The following is a 20,368-nucleotide window of genomic DNA, read 5'->3' on the forward strand; positions in this document are numbered from 1 at the left end:
CTCACGCCTTTGTTGTGGCGAATCCAAAAGATAAATCGATGCAGGATTGGGGCCGGGCTGAACACGATGTGTGGTTGGATCGATTGGGGGAACCGTGGCCGCGCGGCTGGCGACGTTGAAGATTTGGCAAGCAAGCTGTATCGCCGGCGCGCTGACAGCGACTTCGCTTGCCGCGCTTGGTCAACTTGCGGTACCGCGCCCAAGCACCGCAACGCCGAATGTAAGAGTGGCTGATGCCTTCAGCGGCATCCCGCTGAATGTGACGACGGTCCTGACAAATGCCGGCGCCGCGTTTCCGGCCCCGGCCATCGAAACGAAATTTGATACAGGATTGTCGGCTAATGCGATTGTTGCGGCGGGATTCAGCGCCGCGGCGCGGGACTCGGTGCCGCCGTCCGATGTATCCACTTCTCCAGAGCCAAGGTTGCAGGTCGCCAGCCTTGAGGCAACATCGCCCGAGAACTCGGCAAAGCTACAGCAGGACGGTCCGCCCGTTGCTTCGCCCAATCCGGCCGAAGGCAAACCGTCGTATCTCAAATACTACGTCTACTCGGAAATTCCGCCGCCGGAGAAACCCGCGAAGATCGCCTTGTCGGCGTTGCGCGACGTTCCGCTCGGAACGCCCGTCCAGGAGATCGAACGTGCAGCCGAAGCGTTCGGTGTCGATGTCAACTTCATGAAGGCGGTCGCCAAAATCGAATCCGATTTCAATCCCAGGCAACGCACCGGCTCCTATATCGGCCTGTTCCAGCTGAGCAAGTTTGAGTTCGGCAAATACGGATCGGGCGACATTCTCAATCCTCGCGACAATGCTATAAGTGCGGCCTACAAGTTTCTCAGCGAGGCTGCGCTATTCGAAATCATGACGCAGAAGAAGCCGACCCTTTCCGACCTCTACCTGATCCACCAGCAGGGCTGGGAAGGAGCCGCCCAACACATCAGCCGTCCGCAGCGGATTGCCTGGAAGTCGATGTGCGCAACCCGGGAGGGCTCGGAGAAGGGCGAGCGATGGTGCAAGCGCGCTATCTGGGGGAACACGCTGCCTGCGGTCAAACGCGAATGGAAGTCGGTCGATAGTCTCACCTCGGGTGCGTTCGTGGCGATGTGGCGGGACCGCGTCGACACGCTCTATGCCCGCTATCCTATGCTAACTGCGGCGGCCGAACGCGCGAGATGAACAGCTGGCGACTGCCCACACGCACACCTCTGGGGCCACATTCGTTTCGTCGAGATGTTGTGTCGGCAATCTAGTTTTCGGCGCCGGGTCAGTTTGCGCTCCGCTTCGAGACTGGGTGGTTGTTCGGCTCCGGCGGCCGGATTGACCCAACACCTCGACCAGTGCCGCTCCGCGGCGCAATCACGCCCGCTTCTGGCCCGAGCCGGACTCAGCACGAGCTGCGCCAACGCGCTGCTGTCAGGGCGGAGCAGACCCCGGACGAAGAGCAGCGCGAGCTAGACAGTCTGTGGATGTCCCCGCCGCGTCCAGGTCTCCCGCTCGGCGAAGACCCGGCTGACCTCAGCCATGTGCTCGGTGCCCCACGTGCAGAGCGGCACCAGCGCTTGGGCCAGGCTGTGGCCCAGAGGCGTGAGGCTGTAGTCCACCCGCGGCGGCACTTCCTTGTAGTCGGTTCGCTTCACGAGACCATCGGACTCCAGCTCCTTGAGCTGCTGGATCAGCATCTTGTCGCTGACGTCGCGCACGGACCGCCGAAGCTCGCCGTAGCGGGTCGGACCGCCCTGCGCGACGAAGTACAGGATCAGCGGCTTCCACTTGCCGGCGATGACCCGCAGGGTTGCGTCGAGGCCGCACGTGAAGCCGGGCAAGGTCGGCGTGCAACCCTGGACGGGTGATTGAGGCGGCGCGGGCGGCAAATTTTGCTTTGAATGATCTGACGACATTTTTTGGGTACTTACCAAAAGGTGCATACTTGTCGATAGGTGGGTAGGCCGCCAGCTCAGTGCAACCTCAATGAAGGGAGCACATCATGAGCAGACTACACGGCAAGACGGCAGTGGTGACCGGCGGCGGAACCGGCATCGGATTTGGAGCGGCGAAACGGTTCGTCGACGAAGGCGCGTTCGTCTATCTCTTCGGGCGGCGGCAGGAGCCGCTCGATGCCGCCGTTGCGCAACTGGGTCCCTCGGCGCGCGCCGTCAGGGGCTCGGTGACCGATCTGTCCGATCTCGACAGGCTGTATGCGGCGGTGAAAGCCGAACGGGGCGGGCTCGATATTCTGTTTGCCAACGCCGGGACCGGATCGTTCGCGCCGCTCGGCGAGATCACGGTCGAGCACTACGACCAGATCTTCGACGTCAACGTGAAGGGGCTGGTGTTCACGGTGCAGACGGCTCTGCCGCTGATGACGAAGGGGGCGTCGATCATCCTCACCGGTTCGAGCACGGGGGTGATGGGGACGCCGCAGTTCAGCATCTACAGTGCGACCAAGGCTGCGATCCGCAATCTGGCGCGCAGCTGGGCGCAGGACCTGCGCGGCACCGGCATCCGCGTCAATGTGCTGTCCCCGGGGCCGACCAAGACGGAGCTGGCGCTGGAGGTCGTAGGCGAGGAAGCGTTCGATGCGCTCGGAAACTCTACGCCGATCGGGCGTGTGGGCGATCCCTCCGAAACAGGGGCGGTGGCCGCTTTCCTCGCATCCTCGGACAGCAGCTTCATGACGGGCGGCGAGGTCTTCGTTGATGGTGGCCTGGCGCAAGTCTGAGGTTTCGTTCACCTCTCCCGCTCATGTCCGCCGAAGCCTTTGGCGAAGGCAGATGCGGGAGAGGTCGGCGCGTCCCGGGCGATGCGAAGCATCGCCCCGCGCGCCGGTTGAGGGCTTTCTCCTCTTGGTGATTGTGCCATTGCGGAAACACCCTCTCCCCGACCCTCTCCCGCAAGCGGGAGAGGGAGTGCGCCTCCGACGCTTTAGGCTAGATCCCCAGCAGCTTCCTTGCGTTCGCCTTCAACACCTTCGGCCGGATCTCGTCGCGGATCTCGATCTTGGCAAAATCCGACAGCCAGCGGTCCGGCGTGATCACCGGCCAGTCCGAGCCGAACAGCATCTTGTCCTGCAGGATCGAGTTGATGTAGCGCACCAGGATCGGCGGGAAGTATTTCGGCGACCAGCCGGAGAGGTCGATATAGACGTTCGGCTTGTGGGTCGCGACCGACAGCGCCTCTTCCTGCCAGGGGAAGGAGGGATGGGCGAGGATGATCTTGAGGTCGGGGAAATCGGCCGCGACGTCGTCCATGTACATCGGGTTGGAATATTTCAGCCGCATCCCCATGCCGCCGGGCATGCCCGAGCCGACGCCGGTCTGGCCGGTGTGGAACAGCGCGATCGCGCCGCCATTGTTGATCTCTTCGTAGAGCGGATAGGCCATGCGGTCGTTGGCGTAGAAGCCCTGCATGGTCGGGTGGAATTTGAAGCCGCGCACGCCGTATTCCTCGATCAGCTTGCGCGCCTCGCGCGCGCCGAGCTTGCCCTTGTGCGGGTCGATCGAGACGAAGGGGATGAGGACGTCGAGATGGTCGGAGGCGATCTCCAGCATCTCCTCGTTCTTGTAGCGGCGGAAGCCGGTCTCGCGCTCGGCATCGACCGGAAAGATCACCGCGGCGATGTTCTTGGAGCGGTAGTAGGCCGCGGTCTCCGGCACGGTCGGCGGATGCTTGCGCGGCGACTTGAAGTACTCCGCCATCTGCGCCTGGAAATCGTCATAGCCGTCGTCGGGATGGGTGCCGCAGGGCTCCTCGGCATGGGTGTGGATGTCGATGGCGACGACGTCGTCGATGTTTGGCAGCTTCAGCTTTGGCATTGGTGTCCTCCCGACGGGTTGTCAAATTGATTATATGATATAACGAATTTGGCAAGGCGTTGCCGGCGGCAAAAGTGCTGCCTGCAAAAGTCCTTGCTGTGCCTGGCCGCGAATGGACAAGATCGGGCCGATCCGGCCGTTTCTACTGTGCATGGGGTTGTTTTCAAGAATTTGCTGGCCCGGAACCAGGCAGTTAACATTGACATGACCTCCCGCCATGCCTTAAGAACCGCCCCGTCCCGGGCGGTCGGTCCGCCAGCGGGAAAAATCTCATTTTGCCACATTCGCGCGTGCCGAAACGGTAGTGCCGAACACGGCCTTTCGAACGTTCAGGATTCTGCCATGAAGGTCCGTAACTCCCTGAAGTCGCTGCGCGGTCGCCATCGCGCCAACCGCCTGGTCCGCCGCAAGGGCCGGGTCTATGTGATCAACAAGGTGCAGCGCCGCTTCAAGGCTCGGCAGGGCTGAGCTAAGCGGCTGATTGCCCTCGCGGTCGCCTTTCGCGCGCTCCCGCAAGACCACGGTCTCACACGAGTTTGACGCCGCCCCTGCTATGCAAGGGCGGCTTTGCGCGTTTAGACTTTGATCATGGCTGTGAGATTCCCTTTCGCGCGCACCCTGTGTCTAGCCCTCGTGCTGGGAACCGCCGGGCTGGCTCCAGCCCTGGCGCAACAGGTCGAGCCGCCGCCCCCGCCCGGCAAGCAGAAGAAGCTCCCGGAGGCGCCTTCCAAGCTGCCGAAGGTCGATCGCAGCAAGAATCTCGATTTCCTGTTCGGCGCGCTGAAGGCTGCACCCGATGAGGTCAGCGCCAAGCATGTCGAGGCGCGGATCTGGGCGATCTGGATCCAGACCCCGAGCGACACCGCGGCGCTGCTGATGGCGCGGGCCAAGACCGCGGTCGAGGCGCAGAAGATCGACATCGCGATCAAGCTGCTGGACTCGGTCATCAAGCTCAGGCCCGACTATATCGAGGCCTGGAACCGGCGTGCCACGCTCTACTACATGCAGAACGATTATGGCCGCTCGCTCGCCGATATCCGTGAGGTGCTGATCCGCGAGCCCCGTCATTTCGGCGCGCTCGCAGGGCTCGGCATGATCATGCAGGAGGTCGGCGACGAGAAGCGCGCCCTCGAGGCCTACCGCAAGGCGCTCGCCGTCAATCCTCACCTCGAGAAGATCCCCGAGCAGGTCAAGGCGCTGACCGAGAAGGTCGAAGGCCGCGATATCTAGAGCACGGCTTTCCAGGAGGATCGTGCTCAAACAATACGGACAACTCGATCAGTTCTTGAGCCGGTGCGGCGGCGGTGGATTAACCACGATGAGACGCGCCGCGTTGCAAGGGGGACTGGCGCCACGGCCGCAGGCTTACCTTCATGGCAGGAGCACAGCCATGAAGCGTTTGATCCTTGCAGTTACATTGCTGCTGGCGTGGGGGACGGTGAGTCTCGCCGACGGGTTGTTCTGGGTGGTCGGCAACCGCGCAACCGGCAAGTGCAACATCGTGACCAGCAATCCCGTGATCGACGGCGACATCTGGTTCGGCGATGGTCCCTACAAGTCCAGGGACGACGCCAAGCTTGCCCGCTCGACCATCCGTGCCTGCCCTGCCGTCACCCCTGACGAGGAAAAGGACGAGGACAGCACGAACTAGGCTGACTGCGTCCTAATGCAGGACGCTGCCGCCGCGCTCAGTCAGTCCGTGATCGGCTGCCGCGGCGTAGGCCCTTGCCAACTCCGCCTCGAGATGCTCGTTGATCAGGAGCAGCGCCCGCACGGCACCGCGCAGATCACCGTTGCAGCTCGCCACGATCTCGTCGATCGCAGTGTCGTTCGATCTGAAGCTCATCGAAAATTCTCCGGTTCAAACCAGGACATATCCTGCCGGCCGTTCCTCGCATCCCCTGAGGCTGCGAGGAGGATCGGCGCCCACCCGCGTCTAAATGGCGGAACCGACCATGGCGATTATATGGAAGCCGCGATGACGACTGCATGAAGCTGGTCCGAGGCTTGTGTGTCACGAGGGAATGGCGTTGATTTTACTCGGCTTTTTAGTTCGGCAATTATGCACATATCCACAGCCCCTCAATTGCGTTGGAAGCGCTGACGCTCTCCGGGCGAAACTAGCGCGTGCAAGACCCGTAATTACCCTGTGCCCTGGAACGTCCGGATTCTCCCCATGATCGTGATGTCAGTCGTGACGGCGCTGGTTCTGCTGGCGCTGGTCACGCAAGCCGGAATCCTGGCCGTGCAGCGCGCCTTTCCACCGCAGGGCCGGATGATCGAGGTCGAGGGCGCGACGCTCCACGCCTTCGACATCGGCCCCCGCGAGGCCGGTCTGCCGATCGTGATGCTGCACGGCGCGAGCTCCAATCTCGAAGCGATGCGGCGCCCGCTCGGCGACATGCTCGCGAGAGATCATCGCGTCATCCTGATCGACCGTCCCGGCCATGGCTGGAGCACACGCGCGCGGCGGCAGGATTCGACGCCGGAGATCCAGGCGCGGATGATCGACGAGGCCCTTGGCAAGCTCGGGATCGAACGCGCGGTGTTGGTCGTACATTCCTGGAGCGGGGCGCTCGGCGCGCGGATCGCGCTCGATCATCCGTCCCGCGTCGCCGGCCTCGTGATGCTCGCGCCCGTCACCCATCCGTGGCGCGGCGGGGTCGGCCGCTACAACCAGATCATCGCAACGCCCGTGATCGGGCCGCTGCTCGCCTACACCATCACGCTGCCGCTCGGCTATTTTCTCGCCGAACCCGGCGCGCGCAACGTGTTCCTGCCGCAGATGATGCCGGATGGTTTCGTGCAGGACTCCGCAACGCCGCTGCTGCTGCGCCCGCGCGAGTTCATCGCCAATGCCTATGATCTGGTGACACTGAAAGAGGCGGTGATTGCGCAAGCTCCGCGCTATGGCGAGATCAAGGTGCCGGTCACGATCATCGCCGGCGAGCCGGACAAGACGGTGAAAACCAGCATCCACGCGCGCCCGTTCGCCGCGACCGTGCCGAATGCGAAGCTGATCGTGCTGCCCGATCTCGGTCACATGGTGCAGAACGCCGTGCCGGATCTGGTGAAGACGGAGATCGAGGCGATGATCGGGAGAATAATCCCGGCGCAGGCGGTCGCCGACTAAAGCGCAGTCGAGCGAAGCGGATGCCGGTTCGCGTGAGAAAAACGCGTCAAAACAAGAGGCAAGAGCTTCGGTTCTGATTCAATCAGAACCGAAGCGGCCGCTTGCACGCTTACTGCTTGATCTTCCCGTCCTTGTCGAACTGCGAGACATAGGACCAGAGATTGTTGATCTCGTTCTCGTTCTTGATGCCGGCGAACGCCATCTTGGTGCCGGGGATCTTGGCCTTGGGGTCCTTGATGTATTCCTTGAAGGTGGCCTCGTCCCAGGTGATGCCGGAATTCTTGTTCGCGTCCGAATAACTGTAGTCCGGCGCGGTGCCGGACTTGCGGCCGTTGAGGCCGTTGAGCTCGGGGCCGACCTTGTTCTTGGCGCCTTCGCCGATCGCGTGGCAGGCCAGGCATTTGTTGAATGACGATTTGCCGGCCGCGACATCCTGCGCCATCGCGGCGGGTGCGGCGGCGGTCACGGTGAGGATCATCAGTGCGCCAAAAGTCAGTTTTGTCATCGGGTGCTCTTCGTCTCTTCCCTGGTGGGTTTGGCCTGTTCGGTCTCTTGCCTGGTCGGCAGTCGTCGAACCCGCCGGTTGTGGCAGGCCCGCCCGGCTTGGACAAGCTTTGAAACCATGACAGGTTTCATGGCTGCCTACTTGTCCCAGAGCGAACTCGCAGGAGATCGCGGCTCCGACTTTCGGATGGCCTACCCAAACCCTCGCGGACGTGATTGATTTGGCGTGACAAATTGATCGTGCGGCGTGAGCCGGAAGGATTTGCCATAAGGGGTTTGATATGGCCATCATGATGCCTGCGAGCGACCAGGCGGTACTCGCGCGCCGCGCTGAGATCGTGGCTGCATTGCGCGCAATCGTGCCCGGCGAGGGCGTGATCGATACGCCTGCCGAGATGCGGGCCTATGAATCCGACGGGCTGACCGCCTACCGCCAGCCGCCGATGGTGGTGGTGCTACCGGATACGACCGAGCAGGTCTCGTTGATCCTGAAATATTGTGCCGGGCAGGGCATCAAGGTGGTGCCGCGCGGCTCGGGCACCTCGCTGTCAGGCGGCGCATTGCCGCTTGAGGACGGGGTGCTGCTGGGGCTCGGCAAGTTCAAGCGCATCCGCGAGATCGATTTCGACAACCGCGTGGTCGTCACCGAGCCCGGCGTCACCAATCTCGCGATCAGCCAGGCGGTCGCGCATGCCGGCTTCTATTACGCGCCCGATCCGTCCTCGCAGATCGCCTGCTCGATCGGCGGCAATGTCGCGGAGAATTCCGGCGGCGTGCACTGCCTGAAATACGGCATGACCACCAACAACGTGCTCGGCTGCGAGATCGTGCTGATGAGCGGCGAGATCCTGCGCATCGGCGGCAAGGGGTGCGAGAATTCCGGTTACGATCTGATGGGCGTCATCACCGGCTCCGAAGGCCTGCTCGGCGTCATCACCGAGATCACGGTGCGCATCCTGCAGAAGCCGGAGACGGCGCGCGCGCTGATGGTCGGCTTCGCGCAAGTCGAGGCGGCCGGCGAATGCGTCGCGCGCATCATCGGCGCCGGCATCATCCCCGGCGGCATGGAGATGATGGACAAGCCGGCGATCCACGCCGCGGAAGCCTTCGTCCATGCAGGCTATCCGCTCGATGTGGAGGCCCTCCTCATCATCGAGCTCGACGGTCCCAAGATCGAGGTCGACGAGCTGATCACGCGCGTCGAGGCCATTGCCAACGGTTGCGGCTCGACCACCTGCCAGATCTCGACCTCGGAGGCCGAGCGCAATTTGTTCTGGGCGGGCCGGAAAGCCGCGTTCCCCGCCGTGGGCCGCATCTCGCCGGACTATCTCTGCATGGACGGCACGATTCCGCGCGGCGCGCTGCCGAAGGCGCTGGCGCGCATTCGCGAGCTCGGTGAAAAGTACCAGCTCGGCTGCGCCAACGTGTTCCACGCCGGCGACGGCAATCTGCACCCGCTGATCCTCTACGATGCCAACAAGCCCGGCGAGATCGAGCGCGCCGAAGCCTTCGGCGCCGACATCCTGCGCGCCTGCGTCGAGTTCGGGGGCGTGCTCACAGGCGAGCACGGCGTCGGCATCGAGAAGCGCGACCTGATGCCGGACATGTTCACCGAGATCGACCTCAACCAGCAGCAGCGGCTGAAATGCGCCTTCGACGCGCAAGGCCTGCTCAACCCGGGAAAAGTGTTTCCGACCCTGCACCGCTGCGCCGAGCTCGGCCGCATGCATGTCCATGCGGGCAAGCTGGCCTTCCCGGACATTCCGCGGTTCTGAGCGATCGCGCGGAGGGAAGAGGCCCGTGAGCCCTTCCCTCCGCAAAACACTCACAGCAGCCCGTACTGCGCCCGCTCGCGCTTTGCCAGCAGCGGCAGCGCTTCGCCTGCGATGCAGGTCTTGAAATGGGCGCTCTCCTGGTGCGCCTTGAACGCGGCCTCGTCGCGGAACAGCTCGTAGAACAGGAACTGGGCCGGATTGTCCTTGCCGCGCGAGATCAGGAACAGCTTGACGCCGTCCTCGCGCTGCGCCTCGGGAAGGAAGCGGTCGAGGATCCCTGCGACCTTGTCGGCCTCGCCCGGCTTTGCCTCCCATTGCGCGACGACGAGCAGGCCGCCGCCATCGACGGCCTCGCTCAGGGATTTCTGCGTGGCATAGTGGTTCATGGCTCTCCTCCTTGCTGTTCGCCTTCAGTCTCGATCGCGACCGGTGTGAGCTTGTAGCGACGGCCCGAACCGGCTTGGTTCGCCGGTCATCGAAGTGTCGATGTCGTGAACGCTGCGGTTATGATCGCAGCGTTGCGGTGGGCCGCTGCAGGATCACGAGCGCGATGGCAATGGTCGCCGGCGTCACGCCGCATTTGATTTTGACGGCGAATTTCGCTACCGCCTTTTCCCGTGGACACGCTCAGGGTCAGAGACGCCAAAGACGTCGAAGAGGTGGTGCGCGCGGCGATTGCCAATGAGCAGCCGCTCGAGATCATCGGTCATGGCAGCAAGCGCAGCATCGGCCACGCCATGGCGACCAACGCCGTGCTCGACGTCTCCGCGCTCAATGCCGTCACCTCCTACGAGCCGAACGAGCTGATCGTCACGCTCCAGGCCGGCGCGCCGCTGGCCGACGTGCTGTCGCTGATCGATGCCAAGAACCAGCAATTCGCCTTCGAGCCGATGAACACGGCGCCGCTGCTCGGCACGCCGGCGGTCGGGACCATCGGCGGGATGATCGCGGCGGGGCTCGCCGGCCCGCGCCGCATCAGGGCGGGCGGGGCGCGCGATCATCTGCTCGGGGCGCACGCCGTCTCCGGTTTCGGCGACAGCTTCAAGACCGGCGGCAAGGTGGTGAAGAACGTCACCGGCTACGACCTCTGCAAGCTGCTCGCGGGGTCCTGGGGCACGCTGTCGGTGATGACTGAAGTCACGCTGAAGGTGATGCCCAAGCCCGAGGCCGAGCGCACCCTGCTGCTGCGCGGGCTGGAGGATGCCGCCGCCAACAAGGCGATGACCGCGGCGCTCGGCTCGCCCTTCGACGTTTCAGCAGCCGCGCATCTGCCGAAATCGGCGTTCCGCGCCAAGACCGAGGGGCTCGGCGATATCGCCGGCCAGGGCGAGGCGCTGACCGTGCTGCGGCTCGAGGGCATCACGGCGTCCGCCGCCCACCGCGCCGGGTCCTTGCGCGAATTGCTGGCGCCGTTTGGAACCGCAACGCTGATCGAGGATGCGGCATCCACCGCGCTGTGGGCCGCCATCCGCGATGTGCTGCCGTTCGCGGTCGGCGGCGCGCTCGGCGCCTGGCCGGTCTGGCGGATCGTCTGCCCGCCGGCATCGGGCGCGGCGCTCGGCACGCAATTGGCGCGCGAGACCGGCGGCGACGTGATCTATGACTGGGGCGGCGGCCTGATCTGGGCCGCGCTGCCGCCGAAGGGGGACGCGCATGCGCCGATCGTGCGCCAGCGCGCGGATGCTTTTGGTGGACACGCCACGCTGATCCGGGCGGCCGAGGACGTCAGGCGCGATGTCGACGTGTTCCATCCGCAGGCGCCTGGCGTTGCTGCGCTGAGCGAGCGGGTGCGCGCCAGTTTCGATCCGAAGGCCATCTTGAACCGGGGACGCCTGAGGCGGGGCGTTGCGGCATGAAGACCGAATTCTCATTGGCGCAGCTTGCCGACCCCGACATCGCGGAGGCCGACAAGATCCTGCGCGCCTGCGTCCATTGCGGCTTCTGCACCGCAACCTGCCCGACCTATGTGCTGCTCGGCGACGAGCTCGATAGCCCGCGCGGCCGCATCTACCTGATCAAGGAGATGCTGGAGAAGGATCAGGCGCCGACCGCCGAGGTGGTCAAGCATGTCGATCGCTGCCTGTCGTGCCTGGCCTGCATGACGACCTGTCCGTCGGGGGTGAACTACATGCACCTCGTCGACCAGGCCCGGGTCAGGATCGAGCAGCGCTATGAGCGCCCCCTGGCCGAGCGGCTGCTGCGCCAGGTGCTGGCCTTCGTCCTGCCGGATCCGCAGCGCTTTCGTATCAGCATGTGGCTGGCGCGGCTGGCCCGCCCGCTCGCCGTATTCCTGCCGACGCCGCGGCCCTCGGCGACACCCGGCCTGATCCAGCGACTCAAGGCGATGCTGGCGCTGGCGCCGGACCGGCTGCCTGCGCCGGGGCCTGCCGCCGGCAGCGTGTTCGCAGCCCGCGGCAAGAAGCGCGGCCGCGTCGCGCTGCTCCAAGGCTGTGCCCAGCAGGTGCTGGCGCCGCGCATCAACCAGGCCGCCATCAGCCTGCTCACCCGCCACGGCATCGAGGTCGTGCTGGTGCGGGACGAGCAGTGCTGCGGTGCGCTGACCCATCATCTTGGCAACGACCACGATGCGTTGGCGCGGGCCCGCGCCAACGTCACGGCGTGGCAAAAGGAAGCGGCCGGGGAGGGGCTCGACGCCATCCTGGTGACGACCTCCGGCTGCGGCACCGTGATCAAGGACTACGGCTATCTGCTGCGCGAGGACACGGCGTTCGCCGCCGATGCGGCCAAGGTGTCCGCGCTCGCCAAGGACATCACCGAATACGTCGCCGGCCTCGGACTGGAATCGACTGCACGGCATGACGACATCGTCGTCGCTTATCACTCCGCATGTTCGTTGCAGCACGGGCAGAAAATCACGGGCCTTCCGAAAGAATTGCTTTCCAAGAATGGATTCGTGGTGAAAGATGTCCCAGAGAGCCATTTGTGTTGCGGCTCGGCGGGGACCTACAACATTCTCCAGCCCGAGCTTGCGGGCAGGTTGCGCGATCGCAAGGTCGCCAACATCGCAAGCGTCAAGCCGGACATGATTGCCGCGGGCAATATCGGCTGCATGGTGCAGATTGCCAGTGGCACGTCAGTTCCGGTCGTACACACGATTGAGCTTCTCGATTGGGCTACGGGCGGGTCGCGGCCGGCATTGAACGCGCGAGTTTGAGCTTTCAAGGGCTGGGCTTTCGTCCGCAGGTGACGGCAGAACGACGCCCGATCGACCATTGTTCGGCGGCAACAGGAGGACCACGATGGCGAAAGCGAAGAAGAAGAAAAGCAAGAAGGCCAAAAAGGCCAAGAAGGTTGTAGCGGCGAAGAAGACCGCGAGGAAAGCAGCCAAGAAGTCCGCGAAGAAGTCTGCCAAGAAAGCCAAGAAGTCGGCCAAGAAAGCTGCGAAGAAGGCCGCGCCGAAGAAGGCTGCGAAGTCGGCCAAGAAGGCTGTGAAGCAGGCTGCGCCGAAGAAGGCTGCGAAGAAAGCAGCACCGAAGAAAGCGAAGGCAGCTCCCGCGCCGAAGCCGTCAGCGCCGGTGGCGCCGGCTCCGGCTCCCGAGCCCGCTGCCGAGACGAGCTGGGCGATGCCTTCGTCTTCTGCGGAGCCGACGCCGGCCGACGGGCAAGGCTAGGCCGCGAGGCTGGCCTTGGACTGGGTCTTGGGCCGGGTCTTGGACTGGGTCCCAAGGTTCGGCGAAAGGCTGGGGCCACCCAACGACGACGACCGACAACAGCAAAGGCCGCGGCGGTGACGCTGCGGCCTTTTTGCATCGTCGTGATGGTCGGGGGGGCGGCGGTCGTTCTCGCCGTCAGCCCGATTCGTGGCGCGGACATCACTGCAGCTCGGTTCTCCGTAGTAACCCGGGCCGCCCAGTGCACTTTGGAATGCAAATAATGTGATCGAGAAGACACACAGCCTGACAACCTTTCGTGGAATCGCCAAAACGCCCAAAAAGTCGGCAGATGCCCGCGTTTTTTGCTTCACGGTTTACCCGCCCCAATCCAAATTGCCGCAGTTACGAATTTTTGAAGTCAGATCGTCTGCCCCGGGGGGCTTCCGGGGGACTGGCTGGTGAGAACTGGTGATGGGGATCGAAATGAAGAAAGTAGCTTTGTTGGCAACGGCGCTGGCAATGGTGACGGGTTCGGCTTTTGCGGCAGACATGCCGGTCAAGGCATTGAAGGCTCCGCCGCCGCCCGCCTTCGACCCCTGGGACATCGCCTTCGGCGGCGGTATCATGAGCGACTACATCTTCCGCGGCGTGACCCAATCCAACCACCAGCCGTCGGTCGCCGCTTATTTCGAGCCGCGCTACAACGTCAACAAGGACCTCCAGCTCTACGTTGGTACGTCCGCGGAGAGCATCTCGTTCCCGAACCGCGCTGCGGCCGAGGTCGACATCTACGGCGGTATCCGCCCGACCTTCGGCATGTTCGCCTTCGACTTCGGTATCTGGGGTTACCTCTATCCGGGCGGAAGCTGCTTTGGCTCGCAAGGCACCCTCGCTCAGGGCAATTGCGGCAGCAGCCTCGACAACTCGGTGGGCCCGATCGGCCTGCCGATCAACGGCAATTTCGCCAAGAAGGACGCGAGCTTCTACGAAGTCTATGCCAAGCTGAACATCACCCTGAACGATCAGTGGGCGGTCGGCTTCAACGAATACTACTCGCCGAACTTCCTGAACCTCGGCGCCTGGGGCAACTACGCTTCGATCACGGGCAAGTGGACCGCGCCCAGCACGACCTTCGGTGCCAGCGGCGTCGGCATGTATGTGTCGGGTGAATTCGGCCGTCAGTGGCTCGGCACCTCCGACATCTTCTACGGCATCGCGGGTGACCCGCGGTATGCCAACGGCATCAAGGAGCCCAGCTACAACACCTGGAACATCGGTGTCGGCTTCACCTACAAGGTGTTCACGCTCGATCTGCGCTACTATGACACCGACCTGTCGAAGGGCAATTGCAACGCCTTCACCAGCGACTTCTCGGCCACCAACTCCAGCCCCGGCTTCGTCACCCCGATCAACGGCGGTGCAAACGCAACCACGGCGTTCGGCTCCAACTGGTGTAGCGCTGCTGGCGTCGCCAAGCTCTCGGTCGACCTGACGGCGATGAGCAACCTGAAGTAAGGTTCTTCCCGAGACGACCTTACGAGGGCGGCAGGGCAACCTGCCGCCCTTTTGCTTTGGGAGGGCTGCCGGAGTTCGCTCCGGATGACCTGTGCGGTCAGGTTCGTTGCCGCTACAACGTCATGGCCGGGCTTGTCCCGGCCATCCAAGTTGCAGCCCGAGGCAACAAGGACGTGGATGCCCGGGCCTTCGCCCCGGGCATGACGAGTCGGTGGAAGCGGCTATCCAAAAACGCGCGTCCCGAACTGGCGCGGGTGTGCCCACCTCAGCGCGCCGCGGTCGTCTCCGCCTGGGCCGCCTCGCCCAGGGTGTGGATATTGCCGTCCTGCACCATCATCACCTTGCGGGTGTGGAAGGCATCCAGCGTCGAGCGGTGGCCGATCGAGACGATGGTGGCCTGCGGCAGCTTGTCCGCGAGCAGCCGGTACAGCCGGGCCTCGGAGGGCTCGTCCAGGGATGCCGTGGCCTCGTCCAGGAACAGATAGTCCGGCGTATGCAGCAGCGCGCGGGCGAGCCCCAGCCGCTGCTGCTCGCCGAGCGACAGGATCCGGTTCCAGTGACCGTCCTCGTCGAGCCGTTTGGCCAGCCGCGGCATGCCGACCGCGTTGAGCGCCTCCGCGATCTTCTCGGGCGCGACCGTGCCGTGCTCGGACGGATAGATCACGGCGTCGCCGAGCGGGCCGATCGGAAAATACGGCCGCTGCGGCAGCATCATCAGCCTGGCCTTTTCGGGAATGGCGATGCTCCCGGTGCCGAATGGCCAGATGCCGGCGATCGCCCGGAACAACGTCGACTTGCCGGAGCCGGATGGCCCGCTCACCAGCACCCGCTCCGCCGGCTCGACCGTGAAGGCATCGGCGCTGACCAGCGGCTCGCCGTTCGGCAGATCCACCAGCAACTGCGCAAGGGTGATTGCCTTGCCACTCGAGCGCGCAACGCCGATGGTCGGCTCGCGCGCGGCGAGGGTGGCGGCGGAGCTGACCGACATCTCGAAGCCGTCGAGACGGGCGACGATGGCGCGCCATTCGGCGAGCGAGCGGTAGGCCGTGACGAAGAAGGACAGCGCATCCTGCACGCTGCCGAAAGCCGAGCCGGTCTGCATCATGTCGCCGAGCTGGATGCGTTTGGCGAAGTAGGCCGGAGCGACCACGACGTAGGGAAAGATCGTTGCCGCCTGGCCATAGCTCGCCGTGAAGGCGGTGAGGCGCTTGGTCCGGCTCATGATCGCGTACCAGTTGGCGATGACGAAGCCGAAGCGGTGCAGCAGATGTCCTCGCTCCGCGCCCTCACCCTTCAACAGCGCGATCTGCTCGGAATTTTCGCGCACGCGGATCAGGTTGAAGCGGAAGTCGGCCTCGAAGCGCTGCTGCTCGAAATTGAGGTTGATGAGCGGAGCGCCGATCCAGTGCGTCAGCCCCGTGCCCAGGACCGCGTAGACCAGCGCGCACCAGACCAGAAAACCCGGGATGACGATATCGGTGCCGTAGATGTGCAGGGGGGCCTTGTTGGACAGGCCCCAGAGGATGACGACGAACGATGCCAGCGTCACGATCGACGACAGCAGACCAAGGCCAAGGACGAGCGTTTGCTCGACGAAGTTCTTGACGTCCTCGGTGATACGCTGGTCCGGGTTGTCGGCCGGGTCGCCCTTGAGCTGCATCCGGTAATGCGTGGCGCCTTCGAGCCATTCGCCGAGATAGTGTTGCGTCAGCCATCGCCGCCAGCGGATCTGGAGCCACTGGTTCAGGTAAAGCTTGTAGACGGCCACTGCGACGTAGGTGAAGGCAAGGCCGATGAAGATCCAGACCTCCATGACGAACTCGTTGAGATCGTAGGCCTGGAGCGCGCTGTAGAACCGGTTCTGCCATTGATTGAGCAGCACGTTGATCGCCACCAGCGTCAGCTCCATCGCGATGACGACGCCGAGCAGGCCGCGGCCGGCCCATTTGTCTTCCGATCGGAAATACGGACCGGCGATTCGCCAGACGACCGCGAGCGTGGCGCTGATGTTCTTCACAGAGCAGGATCTCCTCGAGGGGGGTGTGCACAAGTGCCGGGAGTCAAATGGCTGCGGCCATGCGGAATTTGGCTGCGCTTAGACTAAAGTCGCAAGTTCTGCAATTTGCGTTGGCTTGTCGCGGCTCGCAACCTTAGCATGGGCTTCGACGGCGCGGGGTGGGGGCCTCCAGGATTTCGCGAGCTTGTGAGCGGACGGGAACCGCCACAATTTGCAAGGAATTCGCGTCCAGCTCGGGGGTTATCTTCCCAGCGTCAAGCAGGCTTGGCCGTCCACGCAAGGCCGCCTGCCACAACACATGCGTGGGGGAGGAAGACCATGTGGAATCAAATCTATGATCCGCTGCACAGCCCCGTGCTGTCGACGATCGCCGCGGCGGTGCCCGTCGTCACGCTGCTGGTCCTGATCGCGAGCGGCCGCGTCCAGGCGCATATCGCAGCCGTCATCGCCGTGATCGTGACCAACCTGATCACGATCTTCGTCTTCACCATGCCGGCGAACATGTCGATCCGCGCCTCGATCCTCGGCATCGTGACCGGCTTTTTTCCGATCGGCTGGATCGTCCTCAACGTCATCTTCCTCTACCAGGTGACGGTCTCTACCGGGCGCTTCGAGCTGCTCAAGCGCGCAGTTGGCGGCGTCACCGAGGACCGGCGGCTGCAATTGCTGCTGATCGCATTCTCGTTCGGCGCCTTCTTCGAGGGCGCCTCGGGATTCGGCACCCCGGTCGCGATCACCGGCGCCGTCCTGATCGGCCTCGGCTTCTCGCCGCTCGCCGCATCCGGCCTGTCGCTGATCGCCAACACCGCGCCGGTGGCTTACGGCGCGCTCGGCACGCCGATCCAGGGCCTTGCCTCGGTGACCGGGCTCGATCCCTACATCCTCGGCGCGATGGTCGGCCGTCAACTGCCGTTCTTCTCGCTGATCGTGCCGTTCTGGGTGGTCTGGGCGTTCGCGGGCTGGAAGGGCATGAAGGACGTCTGGCCGGCGATCCTGGTCACCGGCGTGTCGTTCGCGATCCCGCAATTCGTGATCTCGAACTTCATCAATCCCTGGATCGTCGACATCGGCGCATCGCTGATCTCGATGGGCGCGCTGATCCTGTTCCTGCGCGTATGGCAGCCGCGGCAGCTCTGGCTGTCGCCGGCCCTGCGCGGCCATGATGAATCGGCCGCCACCATGGCGACGGCCAAGCCGCTCGACAAGACGCCGTTGACGCAAAGCGAGCTGTTCAGCGCGCTGCTGCCGTGGATCATCGTCTGCGTCGTGATGCTGATCTGGGGCAACGGTGCCTTCAAGACCTGGGCGAACGGGATCTTCGTCTGGAACTATCCAGTTCCCGAGCTGCACCAGATGATCAACAAGATGCCGCCGGTCGCGCCGGCGCCGACCAAGGAAGCGGCGGTGTTCGGCTTCACCTACCTGTCCTTCACGGGTACGGGCATGTTGATCGCGGCGATCATCTCCGGCTTCCTGATGGGCGTCGGTCCGGGCCGGCTGCTCGTTGAATACGGCCGCACCATCCGGCTCTGCGCGATCTCGCTGATCACGATCTCGGCGATGCTCGCGATCGGTACCTTGACGCGGCTCTCAGGCGTCGACGCGACGCTGGGTCTCGCCTTTGCCGCAACCGGCGTGCTCTATCCCTTCTTCGGCACGCTGCTCGGCTGGTTGGGCGTGGCGCTGACGGGATCGGATACGTCGTCGAACATCCTGTTCGGCAACCTCCAGAAGATCACGTCGCAGCAGCTCGGCCTCTCGCCGATCCTGATGGCGGCGGCGAACTCGTCCGGCGGCGTGATGGGCAAGATGATCGACGCGCAGTCGATCGTCGTCGCCTCCACCGCCACCAACTGGTACGGCCATGAGGGCACGATCCTGCGCTTCGTGTTCTGGCACTCGATCGTGCTGGCCTGCCTCGTCGGCGTGCTGGTGACGTTGCAGGCCTATGTCTGGCCGTTCACGGCAATGGTCCTGAAGTAGCTGTCGGCGTCCTGCTTCAACGCCAATCCCCGCGAGGCTCGCCCTCGCGGGGATTTTTGCATCGTGCGCAGGCGAACCTTCTCAACGGCGCCGCCGTCTTATAGAAGGTGCCGCAAATCGGGTCGGTCGAGAGGTGTCATGGTTTCGTTCAAGCTGGTGGTGTGTGCGGCGGTTGCAATGCTCGCGACGTCCGGCCTTGCTCGCGCCGAGGAGGGCTTTCCGTTCGGCACCGAGATGACGCTGGAGGCGCTGCCGCAAGCAGGCTCGAAGCGGATTCCCAACATCGAGATCGGCGACAATGGCGAGGTCGTGCTGGAGCTCTGGTGCAAGGGCGGCAAGGGCCAGTTCTCGGTCGCCGGCAACACCGTGATCTTCGTGCCCGGCCAGATACAGGATCGGTCCTGCCCGCCGGCGAGAGCCCAGGCCGACGACGACCTCGTCGCAGCGCTCGGCAGCATCGAAACCTGGAAGCGCCAGGGCGACGTGCTGACCCTGATCGGCCCGAAGCCGCTGCGCTTTCGCGTGAACGGGAATTAGCTCTCTCGCGTCCCGGACAAGGCGTAGCGCGCAAGCGCTACGACGCAGAGCCGGGACCCAGTTTCTTATCCGCGACTTCGCTTGTGACTTCTGGGACCCGGCTCCGCAGCGCTTTCGCGCTGCGTCCGGGGCACGAGAGTCACGTCACTTCCACACCGACTTGTCCGCGTCCCACCGCTGGCCCTTCAGCTCCTTGGCGAGCGCCTCGATTGAGCCGTTGTCGTCGGGCTGATCGCCTTCCTCGTCGGCCGAAGCGTCATCCGAGAGATTGAGCTTGGCGGCGCTGCTCTCGTCGGCGGTGCTGGTCGCGGGGCTGCCGATCCACAGCATCAGCTTGTCGGTGGTGCCCGGCTTGTCGGGCGAGATCAGGCCTGCGACCTCGATCGTGTCGGTGAGCTCGAGCGCTGGGAAATCCTGGTTCGGCCGCTTGAAGACCAGCTTGAGCTTGCCGGTGGCCGGGTTGAAATTGTGCGACACCGGCTTGGCTGCAAGCGTCCTGCTCAGCACGCCGGCGACGGCCGAAGCGAGCTTGTCGCGGTTGACCTTGTCGCCCTCGCGCCAGTCGGCGGCGGGAATGCGGATGGTGCGATCCATCTCGGTCATCCCCGCGGTCCAGCCGGCCGCGGTGACGCCGGGCATTGCCTTGAACTTGCCGAGCAGCGCGGCTGCACGCTCCGGATCGACCGACATGTTGATGGTCTGCTCGCCGGCGCGCAGCGCGTCGCAGCCGACCGAAAGGCTTGCCAGCGTCACCTCGACGTCCTGGCCCTTCAGGCTCTTCAGGAACTCGGTCGCAGCATCCAGCTTGATCTTGACCGCGATCGCCTCCGGCGAGACGTCGGTGAAATCCTTCGGCTGCGGCGTGATGCCGTCGTCGGAGGTCTGGTTGTCCAGAAACTCCTTTTCGCTGAGATCGGAATTGTCCGGCGAGGTCACCTCGGTCACGGCCTGGCCAATCGAAATCTGGCCTCGGAATTCGAACGTGTCTCCGGTCGGCTTGCGCAGCAGCTTGACGCTGACCGGCGATTTCTCGCCGAGGCTCTGCGTCGTGCCCGTCAGGTTCTGGCCGGCGACCTGGAGATTGACGACGAAGCGGTCCTTGCGCTCCGAATTCTTCGCGATGGGATAGCAGACGTCGAGCACGGCCGCTGTGACGGTCTTGCCCTGGCGCGTTTCCTTCAGCACCACGTCGGCATTGCCGTCCATCAGCCCGTCGATCGAGGTGAAATAGCGCGTCTCGGTTCCGCCCGGCGCGGCGGCCTTCGGCGACAATTTCATCTGGGCGGATGCGACCTCGGGCGAGGCGGCGAGCAGAGCGGCCAAAATCATCGTCGGGCAAACCAGGAGAGCGCGCATCGCCGAAATCCTCGAAGGAACAGAATCGGCCGCCACCGTAATTGGTTTTGGCCGTCGGTTGAATTGCAAAGCGTCAGGGAGAGGATCGGCAAAAAAGAAGGCCGCCCGGAGGCGGCCTTCG

20 protein-coding genes are annotated in these 20,368 nt (G+C 64.2%); 13 read left to right on the plus strand and 7 right to left on the minus strand.

Features of this window, described 5'->3' with window-relative positions; genetic code table 11:
* The first annotated feature begins 94 nt into the window (after nt 1–94).
* Nucleotides 95–1,177: a transglycosylase SLT domain-containing protein gene (locus tag QA642_RS06230; protein WP_283083878.1), complete on the plus strand. Its 1,083-nt coding sequence runs from the start codon at nt 95–97 to the stop codon at nt 1,175–1,177.
* A 275-nt stretch (nt 1,178–1,452) separates the two neighbouring features.
* Here QA642_RS06230 and QA642_RS06235 read toward each other — a convergent pair whose 3' ends face one another.
* A complete protein-coding gene (locus QA642_RS06235; RefSeq protein WP_283086812.1) occupies nt 1,453–1,824 on the minus strand; it encodes a helix-turn-helix domain-containing protein in 372 nt (123 codons plus the stop codon).
* Nucleotides 1,825–1,985: 161 nt separating this feature from the next.
* On the opposite strand from QA642_RS06235, the gene QA642_RS06240 reads away from it, so the two are divergent.
* Nucleotides 1,986–2,720 carry an SDR family oxidoreductase gene (locus QA642_RS06240; RefSeq protein ID WP_283083879.1) on the plus strand — a complete coding sequence of 245 codons (735 nt, stop codon included), beginning with the start codon at nt 1,986–1,988 and terminating at the stop codon, nt 2,718–2,720.
* 208 nt (nt 2,721–2,928) lie between these two features.
* Here the strand turns inward: QA642_RS06240 and QA642_RS06245 are convergent, their stop codons facing one another.
* Nucleotides 2,929–3,813 carry an amidohydrolase family protein gene (locus tag QA642_RS06245; protein ID WP_283083880.1) on the minus strand — a complete coding sequence of 295 codons (885 nt, stop codon included), beginning with the start codon at nt 3,811–3,813 and terminating at the stop codon, nt 2,929–2,931.
* A gap of 342 nt (nt 3,814–4,155) precedes the next feature.
* Here QA642_RS06245 and ykgO point away from each other — a divergent pair, with 342 nt between their 5' ends.
* The 3 genes from ykgO to QA642_RS06260 all read left to right on the plus strand — a co-directional run bounded on the left by ykgO (nt 4,156) and on the right by QA642_RS06260 (nt 5,464).
* On the plus strand, nt 4,156–4,281 hold the full coding sequence (ykgO, locus tag QA642_RS06250; RefSeq protein WP_006611362.1) for a type B 50S ribosomal protein L36: 126 nt from the start codon (nt 4,156–4,158) through the stop codon (nt 4,279–4,281).
* 120 nt (nt 4,282–4,401) lie between these two features.
* The gene (locus QA642_RS06255; RefSeq protein WP_283083881.1) at nt 4,402–5,043 is read left to right on the plus strand and encodes a tetratricopeptide repeat protein; all 642 of its coding nucleotides are present in this window, start codon (nt 4,402–4,404) and stop codon (nt 5,041–5,043) included.
* A 160-nt stretch (nt 5,044–5,203) separates the two neighbouring features.
* Nucleotides 5,204–5,464, plus strand: coding sequence for a hypothetical protein (locus QA642_RS06260; protein ID WP_283083882.1), 261 nt, complete (start codon nt 5,204–5,206; stop codon nt 5,462–5,464).
* 12 nt (nt 5,465–5,476) lie between these two features.
* On the opposite strand, the gene QA642_RS06265 is transcribed toward QA642_RS06260, so the two are convergent.
* Complete coding sequence (locus tag QA642_RS06265) at nt 5,477–5,659, minus strand: hypothetical protein (RefSeq protein ID WP_027563119.1); 183 nt, start codon at nt 5,657–5,659, stop codon at nt 5,477–5,479.
* A 330-nt stretch (nt 5,660–5,989) separates the two neighbouring features.
* Between QA642_RS06265 and QA642_RS06270 the strand changes: the two genes are divergently transcribed.
* Nucleotides 5,990–6,946 carry an alpha/beta hydrolase gene (locus QA642_RS06270; RefSeq protein ID WP_283083883.1) on the plus strand — a complete coding sequence of 319 codons (957 nt, stop codon included), beginning with the start codon at nt 5,990–5,992 and terminating at the stop codon, nt 6,944–6,946.
* A gap of 109 nt (nt 6,947–7,055) precedes the next feature.
* Here QA642_RS06270 and cycA read toward each other — a convergent pair whose 3' ends face one another.
* A complete protein-coding gene (gene cycA / locus QA642_RS06275; protein WP_283083884.1) occupies nt 7,056–7,451 on the minus strand; it encodes a cytochrome c-550 CycA in 396 nt (131 codons plus the stop codon).
* Between the two features lie 280 nt (nt 7,452–7,731).
* On the opposite strand from cycA, the gene QA642_RS06280 reads away from it, so the two are divergent.
* Nucleotides 7,732–9,225 carry an FAD-linked oxidase C-terminal domain-containing protein gene (locus tag QA642_RS06280; RefSeq protein WP_283083885.1) on the plus strand — a complete coding sequence of 498 codons (1,494 nt, stop codon included), beginning with the start codon at nt 7,732–7,734 and terminating at the stop codon, nt 9,223–9,225.
* 50 nt (nt 9,226–9,275) lie between these two features.
* Here the strand turns inward: QA642_RS06280 and QA642_RS06285 are convergent, their stop codons facing one another.
* Nucleotides 9,276–9,611, minus strand: coding sequence for a putative quinol monooxygenase (locus tag QA642_RS06285; RefSeq protein WP_283083886.1), 336 nt, complete (start codon nt 9,609–9,611; stop codon nt 9,276–9,278).
* A gap of 231 nt (nt 9,612–9,842) precedes the next feature.
* On the opposite strand from QA642_RS06285, the gene QA642_RS06290 reads away from it, so the two are divergent.
* From QA642_RS06290 to QA642_RS06305, 4 genes are all read left to right on the plus strand, one after another.
* Nucleotides 9,843–11,081 carry an FAD-binding protein gene (locus tag QA642_RS06290; protein WP_283083887.1) on the plus strand — a complete coding sequence of 413 codons (1,239 nt, stop codon included), beginning with the start codon at nt 9,843–9,845 and terminating at the stop codon, nt 11,079–11,081.
* On the plus strand, nt 11,078–12,400 hold the full coding sequence (gene glcF, locus QA642_RS06295) for a glycolate oxidase subunit GlcF (protein WP_283083888.1): 1,323 nt from the start codon (nt 11,078–11,080) through the stop codon (nt 12,398–12,400). The genes QA642_RS06290 and glcF overlap by 4 nt, the downstream gene beginning before the upstream one ends.
* Before the next feature lie 85 nt (nt 12,401–12,485).
* Nucleotides 12,486–12,857, plus strand: coding sequence for a histone (locus tag QA642_RS06300; protein ID WP_283083889.1), 372 nt, complete (start codon nt 12,486–12,488; stop codon nt 12,855–12,857).
* Between the two features lie 465 nt (nt 12,858–13,322).
* Nucleotides 13,323–14,354 (plus strand): TorF family putative porin, encoded by a 1,032-nt coding sequence (locus QA642_RS06305; RefSeq protein WP_283083890.1) that lies wholly within the window; start codon nt 13,323–13,325, stop codon nt 14,352–14,354.
* A gap of 265 nt (nt 14,355–14,619) precedes the next feature.
* On the opposite strand, the gene QA642_RS06310 is transcribed toward QA642_RS06305, so the two are convergent.
* Nucleotides 14,620–16,371: an ABC transporter ATP-binding protein/permease gene (locus tag QA642_RS06310; protein WP_283083891.1), complete on the minus strand. Its 1,752-nt coding sequence runs from the start codon at nt 16,369–16,371 to the stop codon at nt 14,620–14,622.
* A gap of 318 nt (nt 16,372–16,689) precedes the next feature.
* Here QA642_RS06310 and QA642_RS06315 point away from each other — a divergent pair, with 318 nt between their 5' ends.
* The gene (locus QA642_RS06315; protein ID WP_283083892.1) at nt 16,690–18,354 is read left to right on the plus strand and encodes an L-lactate permease; all 1,665 of its coding nucleotides are present in this window, start codon (nt 16,690–16,692) and stop codon (nt 18,352–18,354) included.
* A 138-nt stretch (nt 18,355–18,492) separates the two neighbouring features.
* Nucleotides 18,493–18,891, plus strand: a complete 399-nt coding sequence (locus tag QA642_RS06320; RefSeq protein WP_283083893.1) for an META domain-containing protein — start codon at nt 18,493–18,495, stop codon at nt 18,889–18,891.
* A 144-nt stretch (nt 18,892–19,035) separates the two neighbouring features.
* On the opposite strand, the gene QA642_RS06325 is transcribed toward QA642_RS06320, so the two are convergent.
* Complete coding sequence (locus QA642_RS06325; RefSeq protein WP_283083894.1) at nt 19,036–20,247, minus strand: hypothetical protein; 1,212 nt, start codon at nt 20,245–20,247, stop codon at nt 19,036–19,038.
* Nucleotides 20,248–20,368 lie beyond the last annotated feature (121 nt).

The sequence above is a fragment of the Bradyrhizobium sp. CB2312 genome, assembly GCF_029714425.1.
GTDB lineage: Bacteria > Pseudomonadota > Alphaproteobacteria > Rhizobiales > Xanthobacteraceae > Bradyrhizobium.